Source organism: Pseudonocardia wallangbongensis (genome assembly GCF_054486945.1).
The window spans coordinates 326,006-351,840 of the sequence record NZ_JBRERS010000008.1; the positions used below are offsets into that span (position 1 = coordinate 326,006).

Annotated in this window: 24 protein-coding genes; 8 read left to right on the plus strand and 16 right to left on the minus strand. The window is 75.1% G+C overall.

All coding sequences use genetic code 11. The features are described from left to right. Positions 1-227 precede the first annotated feature (227 nt). Together ACU436_RS28025 and truB are read right to left on the minus strand one after the other, a co-directional pair. The gene (locus ACU436_RS28025) at positions 228-977 is read right to left on the minus strand and encodes an IclR family transcriptional regulator (RefSeq protein ID WP_459029953.1); all 750 of its coding nucleotides are present in this window, start codon (positions 975-977) and stop codon (positions 228-230) included. A 118-nt stretch (positions 978-1,095) separates the two neighbouring features. Continuing rightward, on the minus strand, positions 1,096-2,025 hold the full coding sequence (gene truB / locus ACU436_RS28030; protein ID WP_459029954.1) for a tRNA pseudouridine(55) synthase TruB: 930 nt from the start codon (positions 2,023-2,025) through the stop codon (positions 1,096-1,098). A gap of 27 nt (positions 2,026-2,052) precedes the next feature. Here truB and ACU436_RS28035 point away from each other — a divergent pair, with 27 nt between their 5' ends. Further along, entirely contained in the window at positions 2,053-3,687 is a 1,635-nt protein-coding gene (locus ACU436_RS28035) for an ABC transporter transmembrane domain-containing protein (protein ID WP_459029955.1), read from the plus strand. Further along, positions 3,684-5,408 carry an ABC transporter ATP-binding protein gene (locus ACU436_RS28040; RefSeq protein WP_459029956.1) on the plus strand — a complete coding sequence of 575 codons (1,725 nt, stop codon included), beginning with the start codon at positions 3,684-3,686 and terminating at the stop codon, positions 5,406-5,408. The genes ACU436_RS28035 and ACU436_RS28040 overlap by 4 nt, the downstream gene beginning before the upstream one ends. A 130-nt stretch (positions 5,409-5,538) precedes the next feature. Here the strand turns inward: ACU436_RS28040 and ACU436_RS28045 are convergent, their stop codons facing one another. Next, a complete protein-coding gene (locus tag ACU436_RS28045) occupies positions 5,539-6,228 on the minus strand; it encodes a DUF5995 family protein (RefSeq protein WP_459029957.1) in 690 nt (229 codons plus the stop codon). A 216-nt stretch (positions 6,229-6,444) separates the two neighbouring features. Between ACU436_RS28045 and ACU436_RS28050 the strand changes: the two genes are divergently transcribed. Continuing rightward, entirely contained in the window at positions 6,445-7,011 is a 567-nt protein-coding gene (locus tag ACU436_RS28050; protein WP_459029958.1) for an RNA polymerase sigma factor, read from the plus strand. A gap of 9 nt (positions 7,012-7,020) precedes the next feature. Here ACU436_RS28050 and ACU436_RS28055 read toward each other — a convergent pair whose 3' ends face one another. After that, positions 7,021-9,993, minus strand: a complete 2,973-nt coding sequence (locus ACU436_RS28055; RefSeq protein ID WP_459029959.1) for an ATP-binding protein — start codon at positions 9,991-9,993, stop codon at positions 7,021-7,023. Positions 9,994-10,141: 148 nt separating this feature from the next. Between ACU436_RS28055 and ACU436_RS28060 the strand changes: the two genes are divergently transcribed. Both ACU436_RS28060 and ACU436_RS28065 read left to right on the plus strand, forming a co-directional pair. Beyond that, positions 10,142-10,945: a DUF5995 family protein gene (locus ACU436_RS28060; RefSeq protein ID WP_459029960.1), complete on the plus strand. Its 804-nt coding sequence runs from the start codon at positions 10,142-10,144 to the stop codon at positions 10,943-10,945. Positions 10,946-10,987: 42 nt separating this feature from the next. Then, positions 10,988-12,652 (plus strand): ABC-F family ATP-binding cassette domain-containing protein, encoded by a 1,665-nt coding sequence (locus ACU436_RS28065; protein ID WP_459029961.1) that lies wholly within the window; start codon positions 10,988-10,990, stop codon positions 12,650-12,652. Here the strand turns inward: ACU436_RS28065 and ACU436_RS28070 are convergent. The 10 genes from ACU436_RS28070 to rimP all read right to left on the minus strand — a co-directional run bounded on the left by ACU436_RS28070 (position 12,636) and on the right by rimP (position 21,847). Then, positions 12,636-12,788: a hypothetical protein gene (locus ACU436_RS28070; RefSeq protein WP_459029962.1), complete on the minus strand. Its 153-nt coding sequence runs from the start codon at positions 12,786-12,788 to the stop codon at positions 12,636-12,638. The genes ACU436_RS28065 and ACU436_RS28070 overlap by 17 nt on opposite strands. Before the next feature lie 82 nt (positions 12,789-12,870). Beyond that, positions 12,871-14,199, minus strand: a complete 1,329-nt coding sequence (locus tag ACU436_RS28075) for an MATE family efflux transporter (RefSeq protein WP_459029963.1) — start codon at positions 14,197-14,199, stop codon at positions 12,871-12,873. Then, positions 14,196-14,822, minus strand: a complete 627-nt coding sequence (locus tag ACU436_RS28080; RefSeq protein WP_459029964.1) for a class I SAM-dependent methyltransferase — start codon at positions 14,820-14,822, stop codon at positions 14,196-14,198. The genes ACU436_RS28075 and ACU436_RS28080 overlap by 4 nt, the downstream gene beginning before the upstream one ends. Positions 14,823-14,891: 69 nt before the next feature. Further along, positions 14,892-15,857, minus strand: a complete 966-nt coding sequence (locus ACU436_RS28085) for a DHH family phosphoesterase (RefSeq protein WP_459029965.1) — start codon at positions 15,855-15,857, stop codon at positions 14,892-14,894. A gap of 73 nt (positions 15,858-15,930) precedes the next feature. Then, on the minus strand, positions 15,931-16,386 hold the full coding sequence (gene rbfA, locus ACU436_RS28090; protein ID WP_459029966.1) for a 30S ribosome-binding factor RbfA: 456 nt from the start codon (positions 16,384-16,386) through the stop codon (positions 15,931-15,933). A gap of 24 nt (positions 16,387-16,410) precedes the next feature. Next, on the minus strand, positions 16,411-16,707 hold the full coding sequence (locus tag ACU436_RS28095; RefSeq protein ID WP_459029967.1) for a DUF503 domain-containing protein: 297 nt from the start codon (positions 16,705-16,707) through the stop codon (positions 16,411-16,413). A gap of 52 nt (positions 16,708-16,759) precedes the next feature. Continuing rightward, positions 16,760-19,783 carry a translation initiation factor IF-2 gene (infB, locus tag ACU436_RS28100; RefSeq protein ID WP_459029968.1) on the minus strand — a complete coding sequence of 1,008 codons (3,024 nt, stop codon included), beginning with the start codon at positions 19,781-19,783 and terminating at the stop codon, positions 16,760-16,762. 92 nt (positions 19,784-19,875) lie between these two features. Continuing rightward, entirely contained in the window at positions 19,876-20,145 is a 270-nt protein-coding gene (locus ACU436_RS28105) for a YlxR family protein (protein WP_459029969.1), read from the minus strand. 161 nt (positions 20,146-20,306) lie between these two features. Continuing rightward, positions 20,307-21,326 (minus strand): transcription termination factor NusA, encoded by a 1,020-nt coding sequence (gene nusA, locus ACU436_RS28110; RefSeq protein ID WP_459029970.1) that lies wholly within the window; start codon positions 21,324-21,326, stop codon positions 20,307-20,309. Beyond that, a complete protein-coding gene (rimP, locus tag ACU436_RS28115) occupies positions 21,323-21,847 on the minus strand; it encodes a ribosome maturation factor RimP (RefSeq protein WP_459029971.1) in 525 nt (174 codons plus the stop codon). The genes nusA and rimP overlap by 4 nt, the downstream gene beginning before the upstream one ends. Positions 21,848-22,181: 334 nt before the next feature. On the opposite strand from rimP, the gene ACU436_RS28120 reads away from it, so the two are divergent. Together ACU436_RS28120 and ACU436_RS28125 are read left to right on the plus strand one after the other, a co-directional pair. Beyond that, on the plus strand, positions 22,182-22,607 hold the full coding sequence (locus ACU436_RS28120) for a hypothetical protein (RefSeq protein WP_459029972.1): 426 nt from the start codon (positions 22,182-22,184) through the stop codon (positions 22,605-22,607). After that, positions 22,604-23,059, plus strand: a complete 456-nt coding sequence (locus ACU436_RS28125) for a ferritin-like domain-containing protein (protein ID WP_459029973.1) — start codon at positions 22,604-22,606, stop codon at positions 23,057-23,059. The genes ACU436_RS28120 and ACU436_RS28125 overlap by 4 nt, the downstream gene beginning before the upstream one ends. A 54-nt stretch (positions 23,060-23,113) precedes the next feature. Here the strand turns inward: ACU436_RS28125 and ACU436_RS28130 are convergent, their stop codons facing one another. Then, positions 23,114-24,139, minus strand: coding sequence for an aminotransferase class V-fold PLP-dependent enzyme (locus ACU436_RS28130; protein ID WP_459029974.1), 1,026 nt, complete (start codon positions 24,137-24,139; stop codon positions 23,114-23,116). Positions 24,140-24,157: 18 nt separating this feature from the next. On the opposite strand from ACU436_RS28130, the gene ACU436_RS28135 reads away from it, so the two are divergent. Continuing rightward, complete coding sequence (locus tag ACU436_RS28135; RefSeq protein ID WP_459029975.1) at positions 24,158-24,568, plus strand: secondary thiamine-phosphate synthase enzyme YjbQ; 411 nt, start codon at positions 24,158-24,160, stop codon at positions 24,566-24,568. Positions 24,569-24,996: 428 nt separating this feature from the next. On the opposite strand, the gene ACU436_RS28140 is transcribed toward ACU436_RS28135, so the two are convergent. Further along, positions 24,997-25,812 carry a protein kinase domain-containing protein gene (locus ACU436_RS28140; RefSeq protein ID WP_459029976.1) on the minus strand — a complete coding sequence of 272 codons (816 nt, stop codon included), beginning with the start codon at positions 25,810-25,812 and terminating at the stop codon, positions 24,997-24,999. Positions 25,813-25,835 lie beyond the last annotated feature (23 nt).

Here is a 25,835-nt window from a genome sequence, read left to right on the forward strand (position 1 = left end):
GACTCTCGCCGTGGTCGGAGGGAACGGCAGGGGTCCGCTCAGTGGACCACCTGGTGGTGCGCGTGAACGGTGCCGGCAGTACCTGACGGTCGGTGGGGCGCGATGAGGTACGGCTCGGGCGCAGGGTGATCGCCAGGAATGGTGTGGGGGCGACAGATCTGTCGCCCCCACACCAGTTCCGGCGATCATGGGGCGTGGGTGGCGATCAGGCCTTGACCACGACGGACTCAGGAGCCGGGCCCCACCCGGCGCGACAGCTCCCCCGCCGTCCGCCGCACCGCCACCGCGAACGGGACGACGTCGAGCCGGCTGATCGGCGCGATCACGGTCAGGGCGGCGATCACCTCGCTCCCGGCCCGCACCGGGGCGGCGACGGCGCCGTAGCCCTCCACGAGCTCCTGCCGGTCGACGGCGTACCCCTGCTCCCGCACCCGCGCGAGCTCGGCCGTGAGCCGGTCCGGGTCGGTGATCGTGCGCCGGGTGCGCGGGGCGAGGCCGCCGTCGACCGTCTGCGCGAGCAGCTCGGGCGGGCCGAACGCGAGCGCCACCTTCCCGGACGCGCCGCAGTGCAACGGGACCCGCCCGTCGACCAGGGTGACCACCTGGCCACGCCCGCGGCTGCCGACGTACACCTCGCTGAAGAGGATCTCGCCGTGCAGCGGCAGGGCGAGAGCCGCCGTCTCGTGGGTGAGGTGGGTCAGCTCCTCGAGGTACGGGGCCGCCGCGACGCGCAAGGATCGGTGCGCGGGCACCCTGGCCCCGAGCTCGGCGAGCCACGCCCCCAGCCGGTACCGGCCGCCGGAGCGGTCCAGCAGCTCGCACGCCACCAGCTCCTGCGCGAGCCGCCGCGCGGTGGTGCGGGGCAGGCCGCTGCGGCGGGCCAGCTCGTTGACCCCCAGCTCCGGGGTGTGGGAGTCGAAGCAGTCGAGGATGTCCCGCGCCTTCTGCAGGACGGCCTTCCCCGGGACGTCGGGCACGCGGTGCAGGGTATCGGCGGCGGCCCGCCCCGTTGCAGCAAAGCCACTTTCATGCAACCACGTGGCATGGAAGTGGCTGTGCCTTCCCCGGGGAGTGCGTTCGGGCTGCAATCCGGGACTACGTGGCTGCGGGGGCCAGGACCACCAGCGGCCTTGCCTGCTGGCCCTTGTCCGTCACCAGTGCCAGGGCCCGGCCGTCGGGGGCGAAGACGCCGTACGTCCCCGGCTCTCCCGTCGCGGGGAGGGGGCGGCCGTGGGAGATGTCGGCGGCCTGGGCGGCGTCCAGGTCGCGGCGGGGGAATGCCAGTGCGACGGCCGCGTCCAGGGCGACGACTGCGCCGGGGTCGGCGTCGAGGGCTTCGAGGGTGCCGGCGTGCTCGAGGGTGAACGGGCCGACGCGGGTGCGCCGCAGCGCGGTGAGGTGCCCGCCCACGCCGAGCGCGGCGCCCAGGTCGCGGGCGAGCGCGCGCACGTAGGTGCCCGAGGAGCACGCGACGGCGACGTCGAGGTCGGCGCCGCGGCGGGCGAGCAGCGCGAACTCCGAGACCGTGACCGGCCGAGCCGGGAGCACGACCTCCTCCCCGGCCCGCACCCGGGCGTAGGCGCGCTGCCCGTTCACCTTGATCGCGCTGACCGAGCTGGGCACCTGTTCGATCGCGCCGGTCAGCGCCGCCATGCCGGCCGCGATCCCGGCGTCGGTGACGCCGCTCGCGTCGGCGGTGGCGAGCACGTCGCCCTCGGCGTCGTCGGTGTGGGTCGTGACGCCCAGCCGGATCGTGGCGGCGTAGGCCTTCGTGTCGAGGGCCAGGTGGCCGAGCAGCTTGGTGCCGCGGCCGACCCCGCACACGAGCACGCCGGTGGCCATCGGGTCGAGCGTGCCGGCGTGGCCGACCTTGCGGGTGCGCAGGATCCGGCGGAGCCGGGCGACGACGTCGTGCGAGGTCAGTCCGGCGGGTTTGTCGACGATCACGAGACCGGGAGCTGGGGCGTCCACGGCGTGATTCTCGCAATCTCCGCGGACGCCGCCGGACCCACCGGATACGGTCATCGCGGACTACGGTAAGGGGGGCCTTACATGGAGGGTGTCACGGCGGGCGGCGTGCTGCGTCGCGGGGCCGGCGCCCACCCGCGGGAGCTCGTGCTCGCGGCCGGTCTGGTGGCGGTGCACCAGCTCAGCGAGGCCGCGGTGCCGGTCGTGGTCGGCTGGGCGATCGACCTCGCCGTCGTGGGCCGTGACTCCGGTGCGTTGCTGCGCTGGCTCGCGGTGGTCGTCGCGGTCTTCGCGGTGCTGGCCACCAGCGCGTTCTTCGGCTACTACCTGGGCGCTCGGACGGTGCGGATGGCGGCCCACCGCCTGCGCATGGATGTGGCTGCGCGGGTGCTGCACCCGGCGGGCGGCGCACCGGGTCGCTCCGGTGAGCTCGTGAGCACGGCGGGGGCCGACGCCGACCGCGCGGGCCAGGTCTGCTTCGTCATCGGCGGCGGAACGGCCGCGCTGGCCGCGCTGGCGGGCGGCGCCGTCGTGCTGCTCGGCTCGTCCGTCGTGCTCGGGCTGGTGGTGCTCGGCGGGGTGCCGCTGGTGCTGCTCGCCTCCCGCCTGCTGGCCCGTCCGCTCGTCGGACGGGCCGAGGCCGAGCAGGAGTCGCTCGCCGCGGCCACCGCAGTGGCCACCGACGTGATCACGGGTCTGCGGGTGGTCAAAGGGATCGGCGCCGAGGCGGCGGCGGGCGAGTCCTACCGCGTCGCGAGCCGCTCCGCGCTGCGCGCCCGGCTCGCCGCGGCGAACCTCCACGGCGGCTACCTCGGGGCCACGAATGTGATCACCGGGCTGTTCCTCGTGGTCGTCGCCTGGGTCGGTGGCCGGCTCGCGCTCGACGGCGCGATCAGCATCGGTGAGCTGGTGGCCGGGATCGGGCTGGCGCAGTTCCTGATCGGGCCCCTCGAACGGCTCACCGAGCTGGGCGCGTTGCTCGCGGGCGCCCGCGGCTCGGCCCGCCGCCTGGCCACCGTGCTGTCCGCGCCGCCCGCCGTCACGGACGGCGGCGCCACGCTCCCCGCCCGGCCGGCGGGCGCGCTGCGCGTGCGGCTCCCGGACGGCCTCGCCGTCGACGTCGCCGCGGGCGAGCACGTCGGCGTGGTCACCCTGCAGGCGTCCGACGCGGCGGGCCTGCTCGACGCCCTCGCCCGCGACGCCGACGTGCCCGTGCACCTGGACGGCACCGACCTGCGGGAGGTCGGGCTCGACGAGGCCCGCCGGGCCGTGCTCGTCGCCCGCCACGAGGCCACCCTGTTCGAGGGCACCGTGACCGACAACACCGGGCGCGACCCCGCGCCGCTGGCCGCCGCGGCGGCCGACGAGGTGGTGGAGACGCTGCCGCACGGGCTCGACAGCGAGGTGGGCGAGCGCGGCCGCACGCTCTCGGGCGGGCAGCGCCAGCGCATCCGGCTGGCCAGGGCCCTCGCCGAACACCCGGCTGTGCTCGTGCTGCACGACCCCACGACGGCCGTCGACGCCGCCACGGAGCACCGCATCGCGATGGGCGTGTCCACGCTGCGGGCCGGGCGCACCACCGTGGTGGTGGCTTCCAGCCCCGCGCTGCTGGCGCGGTGCGACCGCGTGCTGCTCGTCGACGGCGGCGCCGTCGTCGCGTCCGGGTCGCACGCCGAGCTCGTGGCCGACGAGCGCTACCGGCAGGCGGTGCTCGCGTGAACGTGCTCCCGATCGCGACCCTCGCCCGCACCCGGGCCGCCCTCGGCGAGCTCGTCCGCCCGCACCGCGCGCTGCTGGCCGGCACCGTGGTCACGCTCGTCACCGCCTCCGTGTCGATGCTGGTGGTGCCGCCGCTGCTCGGCCGGATCGTCGACGCCGTGATCGCGCGCGGCGCGGTGGCGCTGGTCGACGGGCTCGCGCTCGGCATCCTCGCCGCCCTGGTGGCCCGGGCCCTCCTCGCGGCGCTCGGTTCGGTGCTGGTGGCCCGCCTCGGCGAGCAGGTGCTCGCCACGCTGCGCGAGCGCGTGGTACGCCGGGCCCTCGACGTGCCGCTGGCCGACGTCGAGCGCGCCGGCACCGGTGACCCGCTGCAGCGGGTGGGCGGGGACATCGCGGTGATCTCCGAGGGGGTCCGCCGGGCGATCCCCACCGTGGTGATCTCGCTGCTCGACGTCGGTCTCACGCTCGTCGGGCTCACCGTGCTCGACTGGCGCCTCGCGCTGGCCGGGCTCACCCCGCTGCCGATCTGGGTGCTGGTCTCACGCTGGTACGTGCGCGTCTCGGGCCCGCTCTATGCGGCGGAACGGCGCGCCGAGGGCGAGCGCACGCAGTCGCTGCTGGCCGGCGTCGGCGGGGCGGCCACCGTGCGCGCCTTCCGGCGCCGCGCGGGCCAGCTCACCCGCATCGACGGGCACTCCCGGGCGGCGGTCGACGCGGCGATGCGCGCCTCCCACGCCGAGCGGCGCTTCGGCCTCGCGATGAACGGGGCCGAGATGCTCGGTGTGCTCGCCATCCTCCTGACCGGGTTCTGGCTGGTGCGGGCCGACGCCGTCACGGTCGGCGCGGCCACCGCCGCGGCGCTGTACTTCCTGCGGCTGTTCGACCCGATCGGGATCATGCTCTACCTGCTCGACGAGGCGCAGTCGGCAGGCGCGGCGCTGGCCCGGCTGGTCGGGGTGGCCGACATGCCGGCGCCGCCGGCCCCCCGGCAACCGCGCACCCCGCGCCACTCGGGCGTGCGGCTGTCCGGGATCCGGCACGCCTACGACGGTGGGCCCGAGGTGCTGCACGGCGTGGACCTCGACATGGCGCCCGGGGAGCGGGTGGCGGTGGTGGGCGCGAGCGGTGCCGGCAAGACCACGCTCGGCGCCGTCCTCGCCGGGGTGCACTCGCCCACGGCGGGCACCGTCGAGATCGGCGACGTGCCGCTCGCAGAGATGGCGGACGCGCGCCGGCACGTCGCGCTCGTGACGCAGGAGGTGCACGTTTTCGCCGGCACGGTGGCCGACAACCTGCGCATGGCCCGCATGGACGCCACCGACGCCGAGCTCGCCGCGGCGCTGCGCACGGTGGGGGCGCCGATGCGGCTCACCGACGTGGTGGGGGACGGCGGCGACGAGCTGTCCGCGACCCGCGCCCAGCAGCTCGCGCTGGCGCGGCTGGTGCTCGCCGACCCCGCCGTCGCCGTGCTCGACGAGGCCACCGCGGAGGCCGGGAGCGCGGGGGCCCGCACCCTGGAACGCGCCACCGTGGCCGCTCTCGCCGGGCGCACGGCCGTGGTCATCGCCCACCGCCTCACCCAGGCCGCCACCGCCGACCGGGTGGTGGTGCTGGACAAGGGCCGGGTCGTCGAGTCCGGCCCGCACGACGACCTGGTGGCGGCGGGCGGCAGCTACGCGGCGCTATGGGCCGCCTGGGACGCCCCCCGCAGCCCCCCGTGAGCGGGCCTGCGAGCGAACCGTAGACACAGCGTGGTCCGCGAAGCGGTCGGCCGAGCGCAGCGAGGCCGCCCCGTGAGTGGATACGAGTGCCGGAGCACTCGTATCCACTCACGACCCCCTCCCGCCCGGGTCAGCCGCTCCCCAACAGCGCCCGGGCCACCAGAGCGGCGCGCCAGTCGAGCGCCGCACGTTCCTTCTCCGCCTCCGAGGGGCGGCCCCGCAGGGTCCACAGGTGCTCGGCCTGGCGCCAGCACTCGCTGCGCGACAGCAGCAGCGCGAGGCCACTGGCGTCGTCGTGGGAGCCCGGGTCGGTGGCGGCGCCGGCCTCGTTGGCGAGCCGCGCGAGCTGCGCGGTGACGACCTGCACCACCGCCTGCTCGACCGGGCCCGGGCCGCGACCGAGCAGCGTGCAGGCGCTGACGACGGCCGGGGGGAGGTCGTAGCAGACGAGCGCGTGGGCGCCCGCGAGCGCGGTGCGCGCCGGATCGCCCGTGCCCCCCTCCCGGCGGCCCCCCTCCCAACGGCTCAGCAGCACCTGCCACACCCGGGGTGCCCCGCTCCCCCTGGCGTGCGCACGGACGGCCCGCAGGTAGCGCCGGGCCAGCTCGGCGACGAGTGCGGCCCGGAACTCGGTCTCCAGCCGCGGTGCCGCCTCCTCGGGCGCCGCGACGGCGGTCAGGAGCCGGCCCACGGGGCCGGCCCCGTGGCCGCGCACTCCGGCGTCGGCGCCTTCCTGCAGCCGCGCCACGGCATCGACGACGCCGCCCGGGTGATCCGGATCCCCCGTCTCGACCGCCCCCGACTCGATCGCCACCAACACCGTTCCTCCTCGTCGAGGCCCTTTCGCGGACGGCCTCCTGTCCCCCGGCGTGCGTGCCGGCGAGGGGTGAGAGCCATCCCGCGCCCGCGTAGATACGCGAGCGCGGGATATAGGGCATCGACTTCTCCCGGTGTAAGGCGTTGACCTGACGACACGACCCCGCGGTCCCCCGAAGCTGGTGCGGCACGTCACCCAGCCCCCTGCGAGGAGTTCGTGATGACCCCGCCGTCCAGCACGCCCGCCACCGGCAACGACGAGCTGCTGCGGTCGGCGGCGGGCGGCGACGAGCAGGCCTGGACGGAGATCGTGCAGCGCTACCGCGGCCTCGTGAGCGCCGTGGTCCGGTCCTACCGGCTGCAGGACGCCGACGCGCACGACGCCGAGCAGCGCACCTGGCTGCGGCTCGTGGAGCACCGGCACGCGGTGCGCGACCCGCAGCGCCTGGGCGGTTGGCTGGCCACCACGGCGTCCCGGGAGTGCCTGCGGATCCTGCGCGAGAGCCGCGCCGTGGTCACCGACGAGCTGGACGCGGTGCCGGACCCGCACCGCACGGTGGAGGACCGGGTGGTGGACGCCGACACCGTGTCCCGGCTCTGGACGATCGTCGGGGAGCTCCCGCCGCGCGGTCGCACGATCATGATGGAGCTCTTCGCCGAGGAGCCTCGTCCCTACGCGGAGGTCGCGCGCGACACGGGTATCCCGATCGGGAGCCTGGGGCCCAGCCGCGCCCGCCTCATCGACCGCGTCCGGCGGTCGTTCGACACCGGCCTGGTCGAAGTCTGAGGGACGGGCCTACGTCCGCTGCCGGCGCGTCAGAGGTGGCCGCGCGCGCATCAACACCGCGCTCGCCTGCACGCGGCTGTGCACGTCGAGCTTGGCGTAGATCCGGCTGACGTGGACGCCGACGGTCTTCTCGCTGATGAACAGCCGTTGCGCGATCTCGCGGTTGGTGTGGCCCGCGGCCAGCTCGGTGAGCACCTCGAGCTCACGGGCCGTGAGCGCGGCGAGCTCGTCGTCGGGGTCGGGCGGCGGGGCCGGTTCGGGCGCGGGCTCCGGCTCGTCGATGCGCACCCTCGCCCGCTCGGCGAGGTCGGCGATCTCGGTGAGGAACGGGACGGCCCCGAGCTCGCGGGCGATCGCTCCGGCGCGGCGCAGCGACTCGGCCGCCGCGGCCGAGCTCGCCCGCGTGGCGAGCAGCGCCTCGGCCCGGCGCAGGTGCGCGTAGGCCGACGGGTAGGGCTGCTCGCGCTCCCGCCAGATCTCGGCGACGCGCTCCCACGCCTCCGGGTCGGAACGGCCCGCGGCGCGCCCGTCCTCCGCGGTGCACATCTCCATGAACCCCAGCACGACGTCGCGCACCGCCGGGACGGACGACGCCGCGACGCGGACCACCTCGGCCGCGTGCCGGCGCAGGCGCGCCTCCGTGCCGTCGTCGGGCCGCCGCACCGCCAGCCGGGTGCACTCCGCGCGGGCGCGCGCCCCGTGCCAGAGCAGCGGGGCGACGAGCCAGACGTCGTCCGAGCCCTGCTCGACGATGTCGAGCCCGGCGGCGACGTGGCTCAGCGCCTGGTCGGGGCGCTCGTTCCACATCGCGAGCCCGGCCCACAGCGTGAGCAGCGGGAGCCGGTAGCGCGGGCCGAGCGTGCCGGCGGAGAGCGCGTCCACCGCCTCGAGGTCGTCCTCGGCGGGGCCGAACCGGCCGCGTCCGGTGTGCAGCCGGGCCCGGGCGAGCCTCAGCTCGAGCGCCTCCGCGCCGGCCGGGGCGAGCTCCCAGGCCTCGGCGATCGTCTCGTCCGCCTCGTCCCAGCGCCCGATGCGGAACAGGCCGTTGGCCGCCACGGCCAGCATCCCCGCTCCCGCGCTGCGGGCGAGCCCCAGCTCACGTGTGCGGACGGCGCCGGCCCGGGCTATCGCGATGCCCCGGTCCAGATCGTTCAACGGGCCCGACAGCAGCTCGGCGAGGTTGCGGTGGGCCCGCGCGATCTCCAGCGGATCACCGGCCCGCTCCGCCACCGCGAGCGACTCCTGCAGCGCGGCCTCGCCGGCCACCGGGTCCTGCAGGTAGGCGAGCCCGAAGCCGAGCGTCGCGAGCGCCCGCGCCTCCTGCACGGCGAGGCCGATCCGCCGGGCCAGCGCCAGCGCGCGGCCGGCGGTCTCGTGGGCCGCCGCGTAGTCGCCCGCAGTCCACAACGCCGAGGCGTGGCCACCGAGCACGTCGGCCCGCTCCCGCCCGGCCCCCTCCGCCGGCAGGGCCTCGGTCGCGCGGCCGAACGCCTCGGCGGCCTCCGCGCCGCGCCCCGCGGCCACGAGGTACTGGCCGGTGCGGGCGTGCAGCAGGGCGGCTTCGAGGTCGTGGGTGCCCGGGTCGTCCGGGGGTTCGAGGAGATCCAGCCGTTCCGCCAGCAATGCCACCGCCTGGTCGGCGTCCCCGGCCAGGTGCGCGGCCTCGGCCGCCCGCTCCAGGCAGGCGGCGCGCGGGACGGGCGGCGCGGCCACCTCGCCGGCGAGCCGGGCGGCGCGCAGCCAGTGCCGGTGCGCCTCCGCGTAGCCGCGCACCCGGTCTGCGGCCTCCGCGGCCGCCACCCCGGCGGCGGCCGCCCGGTCCCGGTCCCCCGCCCCGTACCAGTGGTGCGCCAGGCGGGCGTCGGCTCCGGGCAGCTCGCGGGGTTCCAGGGCGGCTGCGTAGCGGCGGTGCAGGTCCATCCGCTCCCCGGGGAGGAGCTCGCCCACCACGACGTCGGTCATCAGCCCGTGCCGCAGCCGGTAGCCGTCGGCACCCTCGTCGACGACCACCACCCCGCTGTCCACGCTCTCGCGCAGGGCGTCGAGCAGCCACGGCCCGCCGTCCAGCACGGCGTCGAGGAGGCGGTGCGGCAGCGGACCGTCGGCGAGGGCCACCGCGCGCACCGTCCGCAACGCGGGCGCGGACAGCCGCCCGACCCGGGAGAGCACGAGCTCGCGCAGCGTGGTGGGCAGGCCGGTCGGGTCGCCGTCGACGGCGGCGCGCAGCGTCTCCTCGGCGATGAACGCGTTGCCCGCGGACCGCATCCACACCAGCTCGACGAGATCGGGCCGTCCGGGCTCCGCGACCGCCACCAGCTCGGCGACCGCGGCGCGGCGCAGCGGCCGCACCTCGACGGTGCGCACCTGCCGGTGCCGCGCGAGCTCCCGGATCACCGTGCGGGCGGCGGTGGCCTGGGTGGAGGACTCCGCTCCCGGCTCGGTCCGGTGCGTCCCGACGAGCAGCAGCCGCTCGTCGGCGAGGTTCGCGACGAGGTAGGCGATCAGATCGAGGGTCGAGCGGTCCGCCCACTGGACGTCCTCGACGACGAGCACCAGGACCGACTCGAGCGCGAGGCTGCGCACGACGCGGTGCAGGAGCTCGAGGGTCTGCACCCGCGCGAGCGGAGCGGGCACCGCGGACCGCAGCGCGAGCAGCTCGTCCAGCTGGTCCGACCACGGCGCGAGCAGGTGCCGCACCTCGTCGCCGCGCGGCGAGCGCAGCAGGGCCCGCAGAGCGGACGCGACCGGCCAGAACGGCGGGCTCTCCGCGATGTCGGTGGCGGCGCCCGTCAGCACGGTGGCCCCGGCGCCCTCGGCCCGCACGACGAGCTCCTGCACGAGCCGCGTCTTCCCGACGCCGGCGTCGCCGCTGAGGAAGATCGTGGCCATCCGGCCCAGTCGCACCGACTCCAGGACGGCCAGCAGCTCGCCGAGGTCCTCGTCCCGGCCGACCAAGGGGCGCACTGGCCATCGGTCGGTCACGCCCGGCCACGCTACTGCCCCCCGTGTTCCGGTGACCAGGCCGCCACCCCTTCACGCTGGGCGCGTCGCCGAGCATGATCGAAGGGACGTATCAGGGTCGCCTGCGGACGCTCCTCGTCACGTGGCGAGGAACGGAGAGGAGTTGCCGATGGGCGAGACCGACGAGGGTGCAGCGATCGCACGAAAGCCGGGAACGACGGGAAGCACGCAACGCCTGGCCGAGCTGGCCGGCGACACGCCGCCGACGTCGATCCCCGAGGTGATCGAACGGCTCGCGGCGATCCGCGACTACGCGGCGAGCACGTCGCTGCTCGGCGAGAACGACGGCATCGCATCCTTCGCGAAGCTCTACCACGTCATCACGCGACGGGTCGGTGACATGGTCGACAACGGGGAGTTCAAGTCGTCGCCGTTCCTCGTGCGCCTCGACCTGGAGTTCGCCCAGCGGTTCTTCCAGGCCCTGCGCAGCTACGCCGTCGACATCCACACGGCGCCCGGGGTGTGGCGGGTGCTGTTCGACAACCGCAGCGACCCGAACGTCGCGCCGGTGAACTTCGCGGTGCTCGGCGTCAACGCCCACATCAACTACGACCTCGCGCACGCGCTCATCGCGGCCTGGCGCCACGAGGAGCCCGACGGCGACGGGGACGGGAGCGCGCAGTACCACGACTACCTCCTCGTCAACGACGTGTTCGAGACCGAGATGGACGAGCTGCGCGAGGAGCTCGACTCGCTGCTGTCCCACGGCCCGGACGGCGCGCCGTGGGACGTCGGCGCCAACTGGCTCGCGGACCTCGTCGTCACGTTCACCCGCGACCTCGCCTGGGACGAGGCGAAGCGGGTGTGGAAGGCGGGCGCCTCCCCGGAGGTGTGCAAGGCGTCCGAGCGCCGGCTCGACGCGACGGCGACGCTCATCGGGGAGGGCGTGCTGCGCAGCCCGCTCCCGTTCTGATATCCGATCGACCCGGCGGGCGGGGCGCCCCACCATGTCCCGGTGGGACACATCGAGGCCATGGCCGTCGAGCACCGGCTGCCCGACGGGCGCACGCTCTTCTCCGACGTCTCCTTCCGCGTCGAGGACGGGGCGAAGATCGCCCTGGTCGGGCCGAACGGCGCCGGCAAGACCACCCTGCTGCGGATGGTCGCGGGCGAGCTGACCCCGGTGTCCGGGAGCGTCGCGCGCAGCGGCGGGCTCGGCGTGATGCGCCAGTTCATCGGCTCGATCAGCGACGAGCGGAGCGTCGCCGACCTGGCGCTGTCGCTCGCCCCGCCGGCCGTCCGCGCCGCCGGGGAACGGCTGCGGTCCGCCGAGCGCGCCCTCGACGAGCACGAACGCTCCCAGCTGCGCTACGCCGACGCCCTCGCGGGATGGGGTGAGGCCGGCGGGTACGGCGCCGAGGTGGAGTTCGACACGGCCGCCGTCGCCGCGCTGGGCCTGCCGTGGCACGAGGTGCGCGACCGGCGCGTCGCCACGCTGTCGGGTGGTGAACAGAAGCGGTTCGCGCTCGAGCTCCTGCTGCGCGGTCCCGACGAGGTGTTGCTGCTCGACGAGCCGGACAACTTCCTCGACGTACCCGGGAAGCGCTGGCTGGAGGAGCGCCTCGCCGAGTCACCCAAGAGCGTGCTGTACGTCAGCCACGACCGCGAGCTCCTCGCCCGCACCGCGGAGCGGGTGGTCACGGTCGAGGCCGGGTCGGTGTGGGTGCACCCGGGCGGGTTCGCCTCGTGGCACGCGGCCCGCGTCGCCCGCCACGACCGCCTCGACGAGCTGCGCCGCCGCTGGGACGAGGAGCGGGCCAAGCTGGAGCGGCTCGTCGTGCACTACAAGGTCAAAGCGGCCCACAACGACGGCATGGCCTCGCGCCTGCAGGCCGCGCGCACCCGGCTGGCGCGGTTCCTCGAGGCCGGCCCGCCACCGGAGAAGCCACGCGACCAGAACCTGCGGATGCAGCTGCGCGGCGCCCGCACCGGCAAGCGGGCCGTGGTGTGCAAGCAGGTGGAACTCGACGGGCTGACCTACCCGTTCGACCTCGAGGTCTGGTTCGGCGACCGGGTGGCGGTGCTCGGCGGCAACGGCACGGGCAAGTCGCACTTCCTGCGCCTCCTCGCCCGCGGCGGCACCGACCCGGAACCCGGGACCGTCACCGCGAGCGGGCGTGCGCTCGCGCCCGTCGCCCACGACGGCACCGCCCGCCTGGGCTCACGGGTGCGTCCCGGGCACTTCTCCCAGACCCACGACCGGCCCGAGATCGCCGGCCGAAGCCCCCTCGACGTCCTCGTGGGCGGCGACGCCGACCGGCCCGGCACGACCCGCGGCGACGCCATGAAAGCGCTCGCCCGCTACGAGCTGGCAGGCCAGGCGGAGCAGCGGTTCGACACGCTGTCCGGGGGCCAGCAGGCGCGCCTGCTGGTGCTGATGCTGGAGCTGTCCGGGGCCACCCTGCTCCTGCTCGACGAGCCGACCGACAACCTCGACCTCGCCTCCGCCGAGGCCCTCGAACAAGCCCTCGAAGCGTTCGAGGGCACCGTCCTCGCGGTCACCCACGACCGCTGGTTCACCCGCGGGTTCGACCGCTTCGTGCTGTTCGCGGGCGACGGCGAGGTCCGGGAGACCCCGGAGCCGGTGTGGGAGCCGCAGGAGCTCACACGAGCGAGGTGAAGAAGGTGATCACCGACTCGGCGCCCTCACGGAGGAGCGAGCCGATGTCCTGCACGGTGTCGGCCGCACTGTCCGGGTCGATGAACACCCAGAACACGAGCAGCGCGATCACGAGGAGTCCAACGATTCTCTTCACGTGCACCCGATCCGTGGCCCGCAGGGATGACGATTTGCGGTGCCTTGTCTACCGCACGTGACCCTTTCGGGCATAGCGACACTCAGGAGCGAACCGCACCTGTCACAACCCAGTGACCGCTGCGCGCCCGGAGGGCCACCGCGGCGAAGCGGATCAACATCATCGCCGCCAACCCGGACCAGATACCGGCGAGGCCCCAGCCGAACACCAGCGACGCCCACGTCAACGGGAGGAACCCGAACACGGCCGCCGCGATCGTGGACGTCCGCAGGAACGCGGCGTCGCCCGCGCCGAGCAGCACCCCGTCGAGGGCGAACACCACGCCGGCGATCGGCTGCATCGCGGTGAAGAACCACCACGCCACCGGCACCGCCGCGAGCACGGCGGCGTCGGGCGTGAACACCGGCGGCAACACGCCGGACAGCGCGGCGAACAGCACCCCGAACCCGACGCCCAGCACCAGCCCGTAGCGGGTGACCTGGCCGGCCAGCGCCTTCGCCCGCCGCGCCCCGTCCGCCGCGCCGAGCGCGGCGCCGACCAGTGCCTGGGCGGCGATCGCCACCGCGTCGAGCACGAGCGCCTGGAAGAACCACAGCTGCAGCACGATCTGGTGGGCCGCGGCGGTGGCCGCCCCGAACCGGGTGGCGACGGCCGCCGCCGACAGGAAGCTCGCCTGGAACGCGAGGCTGCGGGCCAGCAGGTCGCGGCCGAGCGCCAACTGCGCGCGCAGCACCGCCGGCGCGGGCCGCAACGGCGCCCCGCTCGCCCGGGCCGCGCGCACCAGGGCCATCAGGAACAGCGCCGCACCCACCGTCTGCCCGACGACGTTCGCGACGGCGGAACCGACCAGGCCCAGCCCGGTCCCGTGCACCAGCACCGGGCAGAGCACGGCCGACAGCCCGTTGCCCGCGAGCACGTACCGCAGCGGGCGGGCGGTGTCCTGCACCCCGCGCATCCAGCCGTTGCCGGCGAGGGTCACCAGCACCATCGGCGCGCCCCACAGCGCCACGCGCAGCCACGTGGTGGCCGCGTCGGCGATCGCGCCGCCGTCGCCCAGCGCCTCGGCGACCGGCCGGGCGACCAGCTGACCGATCCCGACCACCAGCAGCCCGACGGCGAGTGCGAGCCACGTGGCCTGCACGCCCTCGCCGAGGGCGTCGCCGTGGCGGCCGGCGCCGTGCAGGCGCGCCGTCCGAGCCGTCGTCCCGTACGACAGGAAGTTCATCTGGCTCGTGACCTGGGCGAACACCACCCCGGCCACGGCGAGCCCGGCCAGGGGAACCGCCCCGAGCCGCCCGACCACCGCGGTGTCGACGAGCAGGTACAGCGGTTCGGCGGCGAGCACCGGGAGCGCGGGCGCGGCGAGCCGCAGCACCTCCCGCGCCGGGACGCGATCCGGCGCGGCGGTCATCCCTCGTGGCGGGGGCGGCGGCACACGTAGACGAACGCCGGCGGCAGGTTGCGCCACACCGTGGCGCTCACCAGCACCTCGTCGAACGTGCCGCGCAGGCGCTGCCGGAACCGGCGGGCGGCGCCGAGCGTCATCCCGTGCAGGTAGGCGAACGTGGTGAACGCACCGCGGTCACCGATCACGCGGCTGATCTCACCGAGCAGCGCGCGCTGGGTGGCGTCGTCGAACAGCGCCCACGGGAGCCCGCAGATCACGGCGTCGACCTCGCTGATCCCGCGCTCCGCCAACAGATCGCCGAGGTCGGCCGCGTTGCCCTGCACGACCTCCAGCCCGGGCCGCGTGCGGCGCAGGTACGCGACCATGTCGGGGTCCAGCTCCACGGCGAGGTGGCGGGCACCCTCCGGCAGCTTCTCGGCGATCACGGCGCTCACCGCACCGGTGCCCGGTCCCAGCTCGACGACCGTCGGCTCCCCGGTGCGGGGCACCACCGACGAGAGCACCGCGCCGAGGCGTGCGGAGCTCGGCGCGATCGCGCCCATCGTGGCCGGGCGGCGCAGTGCCGCCCCGAGGAACGCGCGGCGGGCGGACCGCTCGTCCGCGGTGGGGGCGGTGTCGGACGTCATGCGGGCTTCCTCCCGATCGGTTCGCTCCGCTCACGGTAACGGGGCGCGGATCGCCACTTGCAGCAAACGTCAGTTGCCCAGGGCGGCGCGGATCGCCGCCAGGACCTCCTCCTCGGTGCCCTCGCGGGTGAGGCCCGCCGCCATCGCGTGCCCCCCGCCGCCGAGCGCGGTGGCGACGGCCGCGACGTCCACCGTGCCGGCGGAGCGCAGCGACACCCGCCACCGCCGCTCCTCGATCTGCATCACGGAGGCCACCACCTCGGCCTCGACGGCCGTCCGGAGCACCTCCACGACGCTGTCGATCTCCTCCGGCCGGTAGCGACGCACGTCGGCCAGGGGAATCGTGGTGTGCAGCAGGCCCGACGGTTCCAGCACGGCCCGCTCGAGCGCCCCGCCGAGCCCTTCGAACCAGGCGAAGGGGTGGCTGTCCATCAGCGTCCTGGTCAGGGCCGCCGGGTCGGCGCCCGCCTCCACCAGCTCGGCGCCGAGCCGGTACGCGGCGGGTCCGGCCGTGCGGAAGCCGCGGGTGTCGGTGACGAGCCCGGCGTAGAGGCAGCGCGCCACGTCCGCGTCGACGGGCGCGCCCATCTCGACGAGCACGCGGTGGGCGAGCACCACCGTCGCCTCGGCGCCGGGGTCGAGCACCTGGATGTCGCCGAACCCGGGGTTGGTGCCGTGGTGGTCGAGCATCACCGTGCACCGGGCGGTGTCGAGCAACCGGGCGAGCGCGCCGAGCCGCCCGGGTTCGGCCGCGTCACAGCTGACCAGCACTTCCGGCGCCTCGCTGACGTCGGCCGGCGACACCAGCAGCCCCAGGGCGTCGAGGGGTTCCAGGGACTCGGGCACCCGGGCGGGTGCCGCGAACGCCACCTGCACGCGGGCACCCCGCCTACGCAGGGCGATGCCGAGCGCCAGCGCGCTCCCCAGCGCGTCGGCGTCCGGATCGATGTGCGCCACGAGCAGGACCTCGCGCGCACCGCCGAGGGCCGTCGCGGCTTCGGCGACCGCACCGTCCACGGCGACGATCCTGTTCACGAGTCCTCCTCGCCGGCGCTCGTCGGCCGCGTTCACGGCGTTGCTGCGCCTATCGGTTCGCTCGCAAGCTCGCTCACCCCTCGTCTTCCCCGTCGCGCTCCCGGGGCACCCGGTACGGGTCGGCGTCGCCCGCCGGGTGGGCCGACGCCGCGAGCCGCGCCACCTCGGCGTCGGACTCACGGGTGCGGGCGAGCAGCTCCTCCATGCGGCGGGCCTCGTCCGGCACCTGGTCGGGCACGAACGCCAGCGAGGGCGTGTGCCGGATCCCGGTGCCGGCACCCACCATGGTGCGCAGCACACCGGTGGCGCTGGCCAGCGCGGCGGCAGCGCCCGCGGTGTCGGGATCGGCGTCCACCGTCTCGCCGAGCACCGTGTAGTACACGGTGGCCTCGCGCAGGTCGCCGGTGACCCGGGTGTCGGTGATGGTCACCATCTTCAGCCGGGGGTCCTTGACCTCGTGCTCGAGAGCAGCCGCCACGATCTGCGTGATCCGCTTCGACAACCGGCGCGCGCGGGCGTGATCCACCACAACTACAGCCCTCCCAGGATGGTGCTAATCCTCCGGCCCGAGCATGCGATGCCGGGCCGAGAGCAGCTCGAGCTCGGGGCGCGCGGCGACGAGCCGCTCGCACCGGTCGAGTACCTCGGTGACGTGTCCGGAGTCGGCCGCGACGCAGGCGACGCCGAGCAGGGCGCGCCGGTGCAGGTCGAGGTGCCCCGCCTCCGAGACGGCCACCTCGAACCTCCGGCGCAGCTCGGCCAGCACGGGCCGGACTCTCGCCCTCTTCTGCTTGAGGGAGCGGACGTCTCCGTCGAGGAGGACGTCCAGCTCGAGTGCTCCGACGAACATGGTTCTCCGACGTGACGGGGACCGGCCCTACCGACCGGTCCCCGTGCCCTCGTCAGCCCCTCGGCTTCTCGCGCATCTCGAACGTCTCGATGACGTCGCCCTGCTTGATGTCGTTGAAGTTGCCGAGCGTGAGACCGCACTCGAAGCCCTCGCGGACCTCGACCACGTCGTCCTTGACCCGTCGCAGCGAGTTGATCGACAGGTTGTCGGCCACCACCACGCTGTCGCGCAGCAGGCGGGCCCGGGCGTTGCGCCGGATCACCCCGCTCATCACGAGACAACCGGCGATGGTGCCGAACCGCGACGACCGGAAGACCTCGCGGACCTCCGCGTTGCCGAGCCCGACCTCCTCGTACTCCGGCTTGAGCATGCCCTTCAGGGCCTGCTCGATCTCCTCGATGGCCTGGTAGATCACCGTGTAGTAACGGATCTCCACGCCCTCGCGGTTGGCGAGCTCGGTGGCCTTGCCCTCGGCCCGGACGTTGAAGCCCAGCACGATGACGTTGTCGGCGATGGCGAGGTTGATGTCGCCCTCGGTGATGCCACCGACGCCGCGGTGGATGACCCGCAGCTCGACGTCGTCGCCCACCTCGATCTTCATGAGCGCGTCCTCGAGTGCCTCGACGGTACCCGAGTTGTCGCCCTTGATGATCAGGTTGAGGGTGCTGGTCTCCTTGAGCGCGGCGTCCAGGTCCTCCAGGCTGACGCGCTTGCGGCGGCTCGCCAGCTCGGCGTTGCGCTCGCGGGCGCGCCGCCGGTCGGCGATCTGGCGGGCCACCCGGTCCTCGTCGACGACGAGGAACGTGTCGCCCGCGCCGGGCACCGAGGTGAACCCGATGACCTGCACCGGACGCGAGGGGTAGGCCTCGGTCACGTCCTCGCCGTGCTCGTCGAGCATGCGCCGGACGCGCCCGGAGGCGTCGCCCGCGACCACCGAGTCGCCGACCCGGAGCGTGCCGCGCTGCACCAGCACCGTGGCCACCGGACCGCGACCGCGGTCCAGGTGGGCCTCGATCGCGACGCCCTGGGCCTCCATGCTCGGGTTGGCCCGCAGGTCGAGCGCGGCGTCCGCGGTGAGCAGGATCGCCTCGAGCAGCTGCTCGATGTTGATGTTCTCGCGCGCCGAGATGTCGACGAACAACGTCTCGCCGCCGTACTCCTCGGCGACCAGCCCGTACTCGGTGAGCTGCTGGCGGATCTTGGCGGGGTTGGCCCCCTCCTTGTCGATCTTGTTGACCGCGACCACGATCGGCACGTCGGCCGCCTGGGCGTGGTTGATCGCCTCCACCGTCTGCGGCATCACACCGTCGTCGGCGGCGACCACGATCACCGCGATGTCCGTGGACTTCGCGCCGCGGGCTCGCATGGCGGTGAACGCCTCGTGACCCGGGGTGTCGATGAAGGTGATCGGCCGCTCCTGGCCGTCCAGCTCGGAAACGACCTGGTAGGCACCGATGTGCTGGGTGATGCCACCGGCCTCGCCCTCGGCGACGTTCGCCTTCCGGATGGTGTCCAGGAGGCGCGTCTTGCCGTGGTCGACGTGGCCCATGATCGTGACGACCGGCGGCCGGAAGACCAGGTCCTCCTCGCCGCCCGCATCCTCGCCGTAGGAGATGGAGAAGCTGTCGAGCAGCTCGCGGTCCTCCTCCTCCGGGCTGACGACCTGGACCTGGTAGTTCATCTCGCCGCCGAGCAGCTCGAGGATCTCGTCCGAGACCGACTGCGTGGACGTGACCATCTCGCCGAGGTGGAACAGCACCTGCACCAGCGCCGCCGGGTTGGCGCCGATCTTGTCGGCGAAGTCGGTGAGCGACGCGCCGCGCGGGAGCTTGATCGTCTCGCCCTGGCCCTTCGGCAGGCGGACGCCGCCGACCGAGGGGGCCGCCATCGAGTCGAACTCCTGGCGCTTCTGCCGCTTCGACTTGCGGCCCTTGCGCGCCGGTCCGCCGGGACGGCCGAACGCGCCCGCGGCACCGCCGCGACCGCGACCGCCACCACCGGGACGACCGCCACCAGGACCGCCGCGGAAGCCACCGCCTGCGGGTGCACCGCCACCGGGGCCACCGCCACCGGGACGGAAACCGCCGCCGCCACCGGGACGACCGCCACCACCGGGACGACCGCCCGGACCACCGGGACGACCGCCACCGGGGCCACCACGACCGCCACCGGGGCCACCACGGCCACCGCCTGCCGGGCGCGCCGGCATCATGCCGGGGTTGGGCCGCGGGGGCATGTTGCCCGGCGAGGGCGGGCGCGGGCCGGCGCGACCGGGCTCACCGGAACGCGGCGCGGACGGGCGTGGGCCACCGGGACGAGGTCCTCGGCTGTCCTGACCCTGGCCCTGGCCGCCCTGGTTGGGGGCCTGCCCGCCACCGGGCGGGCCGGGACGCGGCGCCGCCGGGCGCGGCGGGGCACCCGAGCCGACGCCGAACGGGTTGTTGCCGACGCGCGGCGTGCGAGGCCCGGGGCGTGGGCCGGACGGACGCGGCGGGACGACGCCGGGGGCGTCGGCCGCGGCCGCCGGGCGCTCCTGCTCGGGCGCGGGGCCGGGACGCGGACCGGGCCGGGGGCCGGAACGCTGCTGCGCGGGGGCCTCCGGGGATCCGGCGGCCGCCGCGGGACGCTGCGTGTCCGGCTGCTCGGCCGCGGGACGCTGCGCGGCCGGGCTCTGGGGCTCGCTGCGCGGGGTCTCGGGACGCGGCGGCGCGGGCGGGCCGGGTCGGGGACCCGGACGCGGCCCGCTGGGCCGCTCGGTGCCCGGTGCGGGCATCGACGGGGACTGCGCCGCGGGGCGGGGCGGGCCGGGAACCGGTCCGCCGGACCGGGGCGGGACGTTGCCGGGGGTGGATCCGCCACCGCCCGGACGCGGACGGCCACCGCCGCCGCGACGGCGGCCGTCGCCGGAGTCGCCTCCGCCGGCGAGCGACTCACGAAGCTTGCGGGCGACCGGGGCCTCCACGGTCGACGAGGGAGACTTCACGTACTCCCCGAGGTCCTGCAACTTGCTGAGGACCTGCTTGCTGCTGACTCCGAGCTCCTTCGCGAGCTCGTGCACGCGGGCCTTGCCTGCCACTGCACTCCTTGTTTCCGGAGGCCGGGCGGCGGTCCCGCTCGACCTCGAACCTAGTGTCGAAGCACGTTCATGGTGCGATCTTCACGACTGGCTCATGACGGGTCGACCTTGCTTCCTGGTGTGCCGGGCCCGGGTGTCTCCCGAGCCCCGTTCGTGCTCACGGCGCCGATGTGGGCCCGTACCGGCGCGGGGTCCAGCGGACCCGGGACGCGGAGCGCCCGCGGGAACGCCGAGCGCCGCTCGGCACGGTCCAGGCACTCCGGGGCGAGATGCAACCACGCACCACGCCCGGGGAGCCTGCGCCGCGGGTCCGGGGTCAGGACCCCGTCCACCACGACGACCCTCAACAGACCGTCGGCCACATCCCGGCACCGACAACCGATGCATGTCCGGACGGGTCCCGCGGCGGATCGCTGATCCGGGGCGGGGGCCGGTCGTGCGGGGGCCGGACCCGGGAGGTGGGCCGGTGTGGAGTGTAGCGCAGGCCCTGCGCCCCTTCCTCCCTCGCTGGGTGCTCGACGGCTCAGCCGACCGACTCCGTCTCGGGCGCGTCGATGGCCCCGCGGGGATCGGCGTCGCTGCGGATGTCGATGCGCCAACCGGTGAGGCGGGCCGCCAACCGGGCGTTCTGCCCTTCCTTGCCGATGGCGAGCGACAGCTGGAAGTCCGGTACGACGACCCGCGCGGTCTTCGTGCGCGCGTCCAGCACCGTGACCGAAACCACCTTCGACGGCGAGAGCGCGTTGCCGACGAACGTCGCGGGGTCGTCGGACCAGTCGATGATGTCGATCTTCTCTCCGGCCAGCTCGCTCATCACGCCGCGCACGCGGGCGCCCACCGGGCCGATGCAGGCCCCCTTGGGGTTGACCCCGGACACGGTGGACCGAACGGCGATCTTGGACCGGTGGCCGGCCTCCCGCGCCACCGCGACGATCTCCACGGAGCCGTCGACGATCTCCGGGACCTCGAGCGCGAACAGCTTGCGCACGAGGTTGGGATGCGTGCGGCTCAACGTGATCTGCGTCCCCCGCATTCCCCGGCTGACACCCACGACGTAGCAGCGGATCCGCTCGCCGTGCTCGTACCGCTCGCCGGGCACCTGCTCCGCCTGCGGCAGCACCCCTTCCGTGCCGCCGGAGAGCTGGACGATCACCACGCCGCGGGCGTTGGCGCGCGCGTCCCGCTGGATGACGCCCGCGACGACCTCACCCTCCTTCGCGGCGAACTCGCCGTAGGTGCGCTCGTGCTCGGCGTCACGCAGCCGCTGCACGATCACCTGCCGCGCGGTGGTGGCGGCGATCCGCCCGAAGCCCTCGGGGGTGTCGTCCCACTCGGTGTCGACGGCACCGTCGGGGCCCAGCTCCTGGGCGAGCACCCGCACCGCGCCCGTCTTGCGGTCGATGTCGATCCGCGCGTGCGGCTGGTGGCCGTCCGTGTGCTTGTACGCCGTGAGCAGCGCGGTCTCGATCGCCTCGATGACCGTCTCGAACGGGATGTCCTTCTCGCGCTCGATGGTGCGCAGCGCCGCGATGTCGACGTTCACGCTGTCCCCTCCTCTTGCAGCAGCGCCACCTCGTGCTCCGGCACGGGCCGGAACTCCACCTGAACGCCCGCGTGGGCCACGTCGGCGTAGCGCACCTCGCGCCGCTGCCCCTCGACGAGCAACGTGACGGCCTCCTCGCCGGCAGCGCCGACGCGACCGGTGAACCGCGTGCCGTCGTGCAACCGGACCGCCACCTGGCGCAGGTGCGCCCGCCGCCAGTGCCGGGGCCCGGTGAGCGGGCGGTCGACCCCGGGCGAGGTGACCTCGAGCGTGTACGAGCCACCGATGAGGTGCTCCTGCTGGTCCAGCTCGGCGGAGATCGCCCGGGAGACGGCGGCGATGTCGTCCAGGCCCACGCCCGCGTCCGAGTCGACCACCACCTTGACGGTGTGGCGGCGGCCCGCGGCCCGGACGTCGAGCTGATCGAGCTCGAACCCGGCGTCCGCGACGATCGGCGCCAGCACGCCGTGCAGCTGGCCGGGCTGCGGCCCGGCTTCCTGCGCGGGGCGGGGGGAGGGCATCGCGTCTACTCCTACGTACGGTGTGGGTCTGTCAGGGTATCGCGACCACGAACGGACCTCTGCACGCCGTTACCGCCCGTGCACCCCCCGGCACCCGGTCGCGTCCGCGGGGCCGCCTGGCAGGATGAGCGCCCGGCGAGCGGGCCTTCGCCATCCTGCGTGTGAGGCCGCCGGAGCGGAGCGGAGGCAGATGAAGGCGAGCGGGCCGGTGCCGTACTGCGGGGGAGGCACGCACCCGGGGGATGGTGAGCCGGCGGAGCTTGCGGAGCCGGCGGGGGCGGGTGAACACAGAGCGAGGAACGAGCGACCGAGAACGGCGTGGAGCCGGCGGCAGGTGCTCGCCGCGCTGTTGCTCCTCCCGCCCGCTTTGGCCGGCTGCTCGCTCGGACGCGCGGCCGGGCCGGACGAACCCGACCCGCTGATCGCCCTCGCCGACGCCGCCCGCGCCGACGCCGCGCTCGCGGCTGCCGCGGTAGCGGCCGACCAGGGCCTCGCCACCGCGCTGCAGCCCCTCGTCGACGCCCGCACCCAGCACGCCGCCGCCCTGGACGCCGAGGTCGCCCGGCTCGACCCGGACCGCCCCACCCCCGCACCCGCTCCCGCGCCCACCGGCCGACCGAGCCGCACCGAGGTACAGCGGGCGGTGCTCGCGTCGAGCCGTACCGCCGGGGACCTCGCGCTCGGCATGCCGCCCGAGCGGGTCGGGCTCGTCGCCTCGGTGGCCGCGTGCTGCAGCACCTACGCGGAGGTGCTGAAGTGAGCTCGACCAACCCCCGGATCGACGACACCGCCGTCGCCGCGCTGCAGAACGCGCTCGCGTCCGAGCACGCCGCCATCTGGTGCTACGCACTCGCCATCGCCTTCCTCTCCGGCGCCGACGCGACCCGCGCCCGCGAGGATGAGAACGCGCACCGCGAGCTGCGCAGCCAGGTCGAGGCGACCCTCACCCAGCTCGGGGCCCCCGCCGTGTCCGCGCAGCCCGCCTACGCCACCCCGCGACCGGTGACCGACTCCGCGTCGGCCGCCCAGCTCGCGACCGTGGCCGAGACCGACGCGCTCGCCGCCTGGCGATCGGTGCTCGAACGCACCCAGGACCGCGCCCTGCGCCAGGCCGCCCTGGACACCGTGTGCGCCGGAGCGCTGCGCTGCGCGCGCTGGCGCGCGGCGCTGAACGAGTCACCCACGATCCCGGTGTTCCCGGGGCAGCCGTAGTCTCCGCGGCCACCTCCGGTGGCGGCCAGGTGTGCGAGCCGGTCGGGCATTCCTTCACCCCGCTCGGAGGGCCTCCAGGGCGCGGGTGACGTCGGCCTCGGTGTTGTAGAGGTGGAACGCCAGGCGGGCGCCGCCGGCCCGGGCGGCGCTGACGACCCCGGCGGCGGCCAGCCGCTCCCCCGCGCCCTCCCGGCGGACGGAGACGATCGCCGAGCCCGCCGGCTCCATCCCGAGCCCGGCGCGGAACGCGTCGGCGAGCCCGACGCAGTGGGCGTGCACCGCGGCGCGGTCGAGGCCGGCGAGCCAGGGCAGCGCCACCGCCGCACCGACGTGGCAGTACCAGGCCGGCGACGTGTCGAGCGCCCGCGCGTCGGCCGCCAGCGTCATCGGCAGGCCGTAGACGTCCGCCCAGCGGTCCGCGCTCGCGTACCACCCCGCCGCGGACGGGACAGCGGCCAGCTCGGGGCGGATCGCCATCCACGCCACCCCGCGCGGGCTGAGCAGCCACTTGTACCCCGCGGCGACCACGGCGTCGGCCCACGACAGGTCGGCGTCGAGCCAGCCGAGCGACTGCGTGGCGTCGAGCAGGACCTTGGTGCCGTCCGCGCGGGCCGCGCGGAGGGCGGCCAGGTCGACGAGCCGGCCGTCCGCGGACTGCGCCGTGCTCACCGCGACGAGGTCGAACTCCCCGGCGCGGGATCCCACCTCGGCGAGGTCGACCTCGGTGACCGTGACGCCCCGCCCCGCCTGCACCGCGAACGGCCACGTCACGCTCGTGAACTCCCCGCCCGCGACGAGCACCCGGCTGCCCGCGGGCAGCGCCGCGGCCACCAGCCCGACGAGGGCGGACACCGCGGGCCCGATCGCCACCCGGTCCACCCCGACCCCGACCAGGTCGGCGAACCCCGCCCGGGCCCGGGCCACCGGCTCGTCGTACTCCCCGGCCCGGCCGGCGCCCGCCCGCCAGCCGGCGATCGAGGCCGTCACCGCCGCACCGACCGCCGCGGAGGGGATGCCGATGCTGGCCGTGTTCAGGTAGCCGTCCGGGACGTCGAACTCCGCACCGAATGAAACGCGCACCCGGGGGACACTACGGGCGTGGACAGCAAGCTGATCGAGGTCCGGACCGGCGGCCGCGAGACCGTCGTCGACCTCACCGACGAGATCGCCGCCTTCCTGCGCTCCGCGGGTGCCCGCGACGGCCTGCTCAACGTCTGGGTCCCGCACGCGACGGCGGGCCTCGCGGTGATCGAGACGGGCGCGGGGACCGAGACCGACCTCCTCACCGCCCTGGGCGACCTGCTCCCCGCCGACGACCGCTGGACGCACCGGCACGGCAGCCCCGGCCACGGCCGCGACCACGTGCTGCCCGCGATCGTGGCGCCGTCGATGTCCGTGCCCGTACTGGACGGGAGCACGGCACTGGGCACCTGGCAGTCGGTGTGCCTGGTCGACACGAACGGCGACAACCCCGTCCGCTCCGTCCGCCTCTCCTACCTCCCCGGCTGACCGGCCCCGGGCGGCTAGGGAGCGGCAGCGGGGCGCACTATGGATCCATACTGCTGTTTCAGGACGCTCAAAACAGCACTACGGCGCCATAGTGCTGATCGGGTTGGATGCCGACCGCGAACGGTGTGGACAACCGGCCGGCGACCCGGCAGGTGCGATGATCGAGTCCGGACCCACTCATTCAGGACGAGCACGTCCGAACCCGCGGTCGTCGGGCTGACGGATGGCGGTCGTGCGGGGGCGTCAGCGCGCCTCGGCCCCGGCGGCCCTTGATCCCCGGTATCGGGTGTCCACGGTTGTCGCCACGACCATGGACACCCGAAACTGCCACCCACCGACCGGTGATCACGAGTATCGGGTGCCCATGGCTGTTGCCAGAGCAATGGACAACCGATACCGCGGATCGCGCACGTCGACCAGACGAGTAGCTACGGCAGCCGGAGGGCGGCGAGGCGGTCGGCCACGTCGGCGGCCGTGCGGAGGCGATCAGGGCCGACGGTGATGCAGTCGCGCACCAGCGCGGCCTCGTCCGGTTCGAGGCCGGGACGCACCTGGGGGCTGGTGGAGTGCAGCTCACGGATCGCGCCGAGCGGGTGGCCGGGCAGCTCCCCGTAGAGGCCCACACCGGACAGCACGCGGTGGATCGTGGCCCCGAGCGCCCACACCTCGGTGCGCCGCGACGGGCTCGTCCCGTCGAGCAGGTCCGGGTCGCGGAACTCCAGCACCCCGCCGCGGCCGGAGCCCGGCACGACCGCCCCGGGCATCAGGACGCGGGCGAGACCCGGCTCGGCCAGCCGCCCACCGATCGTCCCGTTCACGTCCTCGACGAGCAGGACGTTGGCGGGGTGGATCCCGCCGTGGACGATCCCGGCCTCGTGCAGGGCGTGCGCGCCGCGGGCGGCGTGTTCCAGTGCCGCGAGGACCTCGGCCCGGGCCGAACCGTTCGCCTGCCCGGCGAGCGAGCCGAGCGGGAAGTACTCCATCGCGTACGCGAAGTTCTCCCCCAGCACGGCGTCCAACACGCGCACCACGTGCGACGACCGGACCGCTGCCACCGCCCGCAACTCCTGCACGGCCCGGTCGAACGCCGGCTCGCTCACCCGCCCGGCGAACACCTTCACGGCGACCAGGTCACCGGAGCGGGCCGGTGGCCGGGCGATGTAGCAGCGCGCGTGCGGGCCCTCGCCGAGCAGTCCCAGGACCTCGTAGTCCGCGAGCGACGCGGGAGCCAGCGTCGGGGTCATGTCCAACCCGGCGGCCTCTCCTA

Bases quoted from the DNA above. Each gene is read 5' to 3' on its own strand.
- truB (WP_459029954.1), bottom strand. From the start codon at position 2,025: ATGACCGTATCCGGTGGGTCCGGCGGCGTCCGCGGAGATTGCGAGAAT.
- ACU436_RS28095 (WP_459029967.1), bottom strand. From the start codon at position 16,707: ATGTTCGTCGGAGCACTCGAGCTGGACGTCCTCCTCGACGGAGACGTC.
- ACU436_RS28035 (WP_459029955.1), top strand. From the start codon at position 2,053: ATGGAGGGTGTCACGGCGGGCGGCGTGCTGCGTCGCGGGGCCGGCGCC.
- ACU436_RS28080 (WP_459029964.1), bottom strand. From the start codon at position 14,822: ATGACGTCCGACACCGCCCCCACCGCGGACGAGCGGTCCGCCCGCCGC.
- ACU436_RS28075 (WP_459029963.1), bottom strand. From the start codon at position 14,199: ATGACCGCCGCGCCGGATCGCGTCCCGGCGCGGGAGGTGCTGCGGCTC.
- ACU436_RS28050 (WP_459029958.1), top strand. From the start codon at position 6,445: ATGACCCCGCCGTCCAGCACGCCCGCCACCGGCAACGACGAGCTGCTG.
- rimP (WP_459029971.1), bottom strand. From the start codon at position 21,847: ATGCCCTCCCCCCGCCCCGCGCAGGAAGCCGGGCCGCAGCCCGGCCAG.
- ACU436_RS28060 (WP_459029960.1), top strand. From the start codon at position 10,142: ATGGGCGAGACCGACGAGGGTGCAGCGATCGCACGAAAGCCGGGAACG.
- ACU436_RS28140 (WP_459029976.1), bottom strand. From the start codon at position 25,812: ATGACCCCGACGCTGGCTCCCGCGTCGCTCGCGGACTACGAGGTCCTG.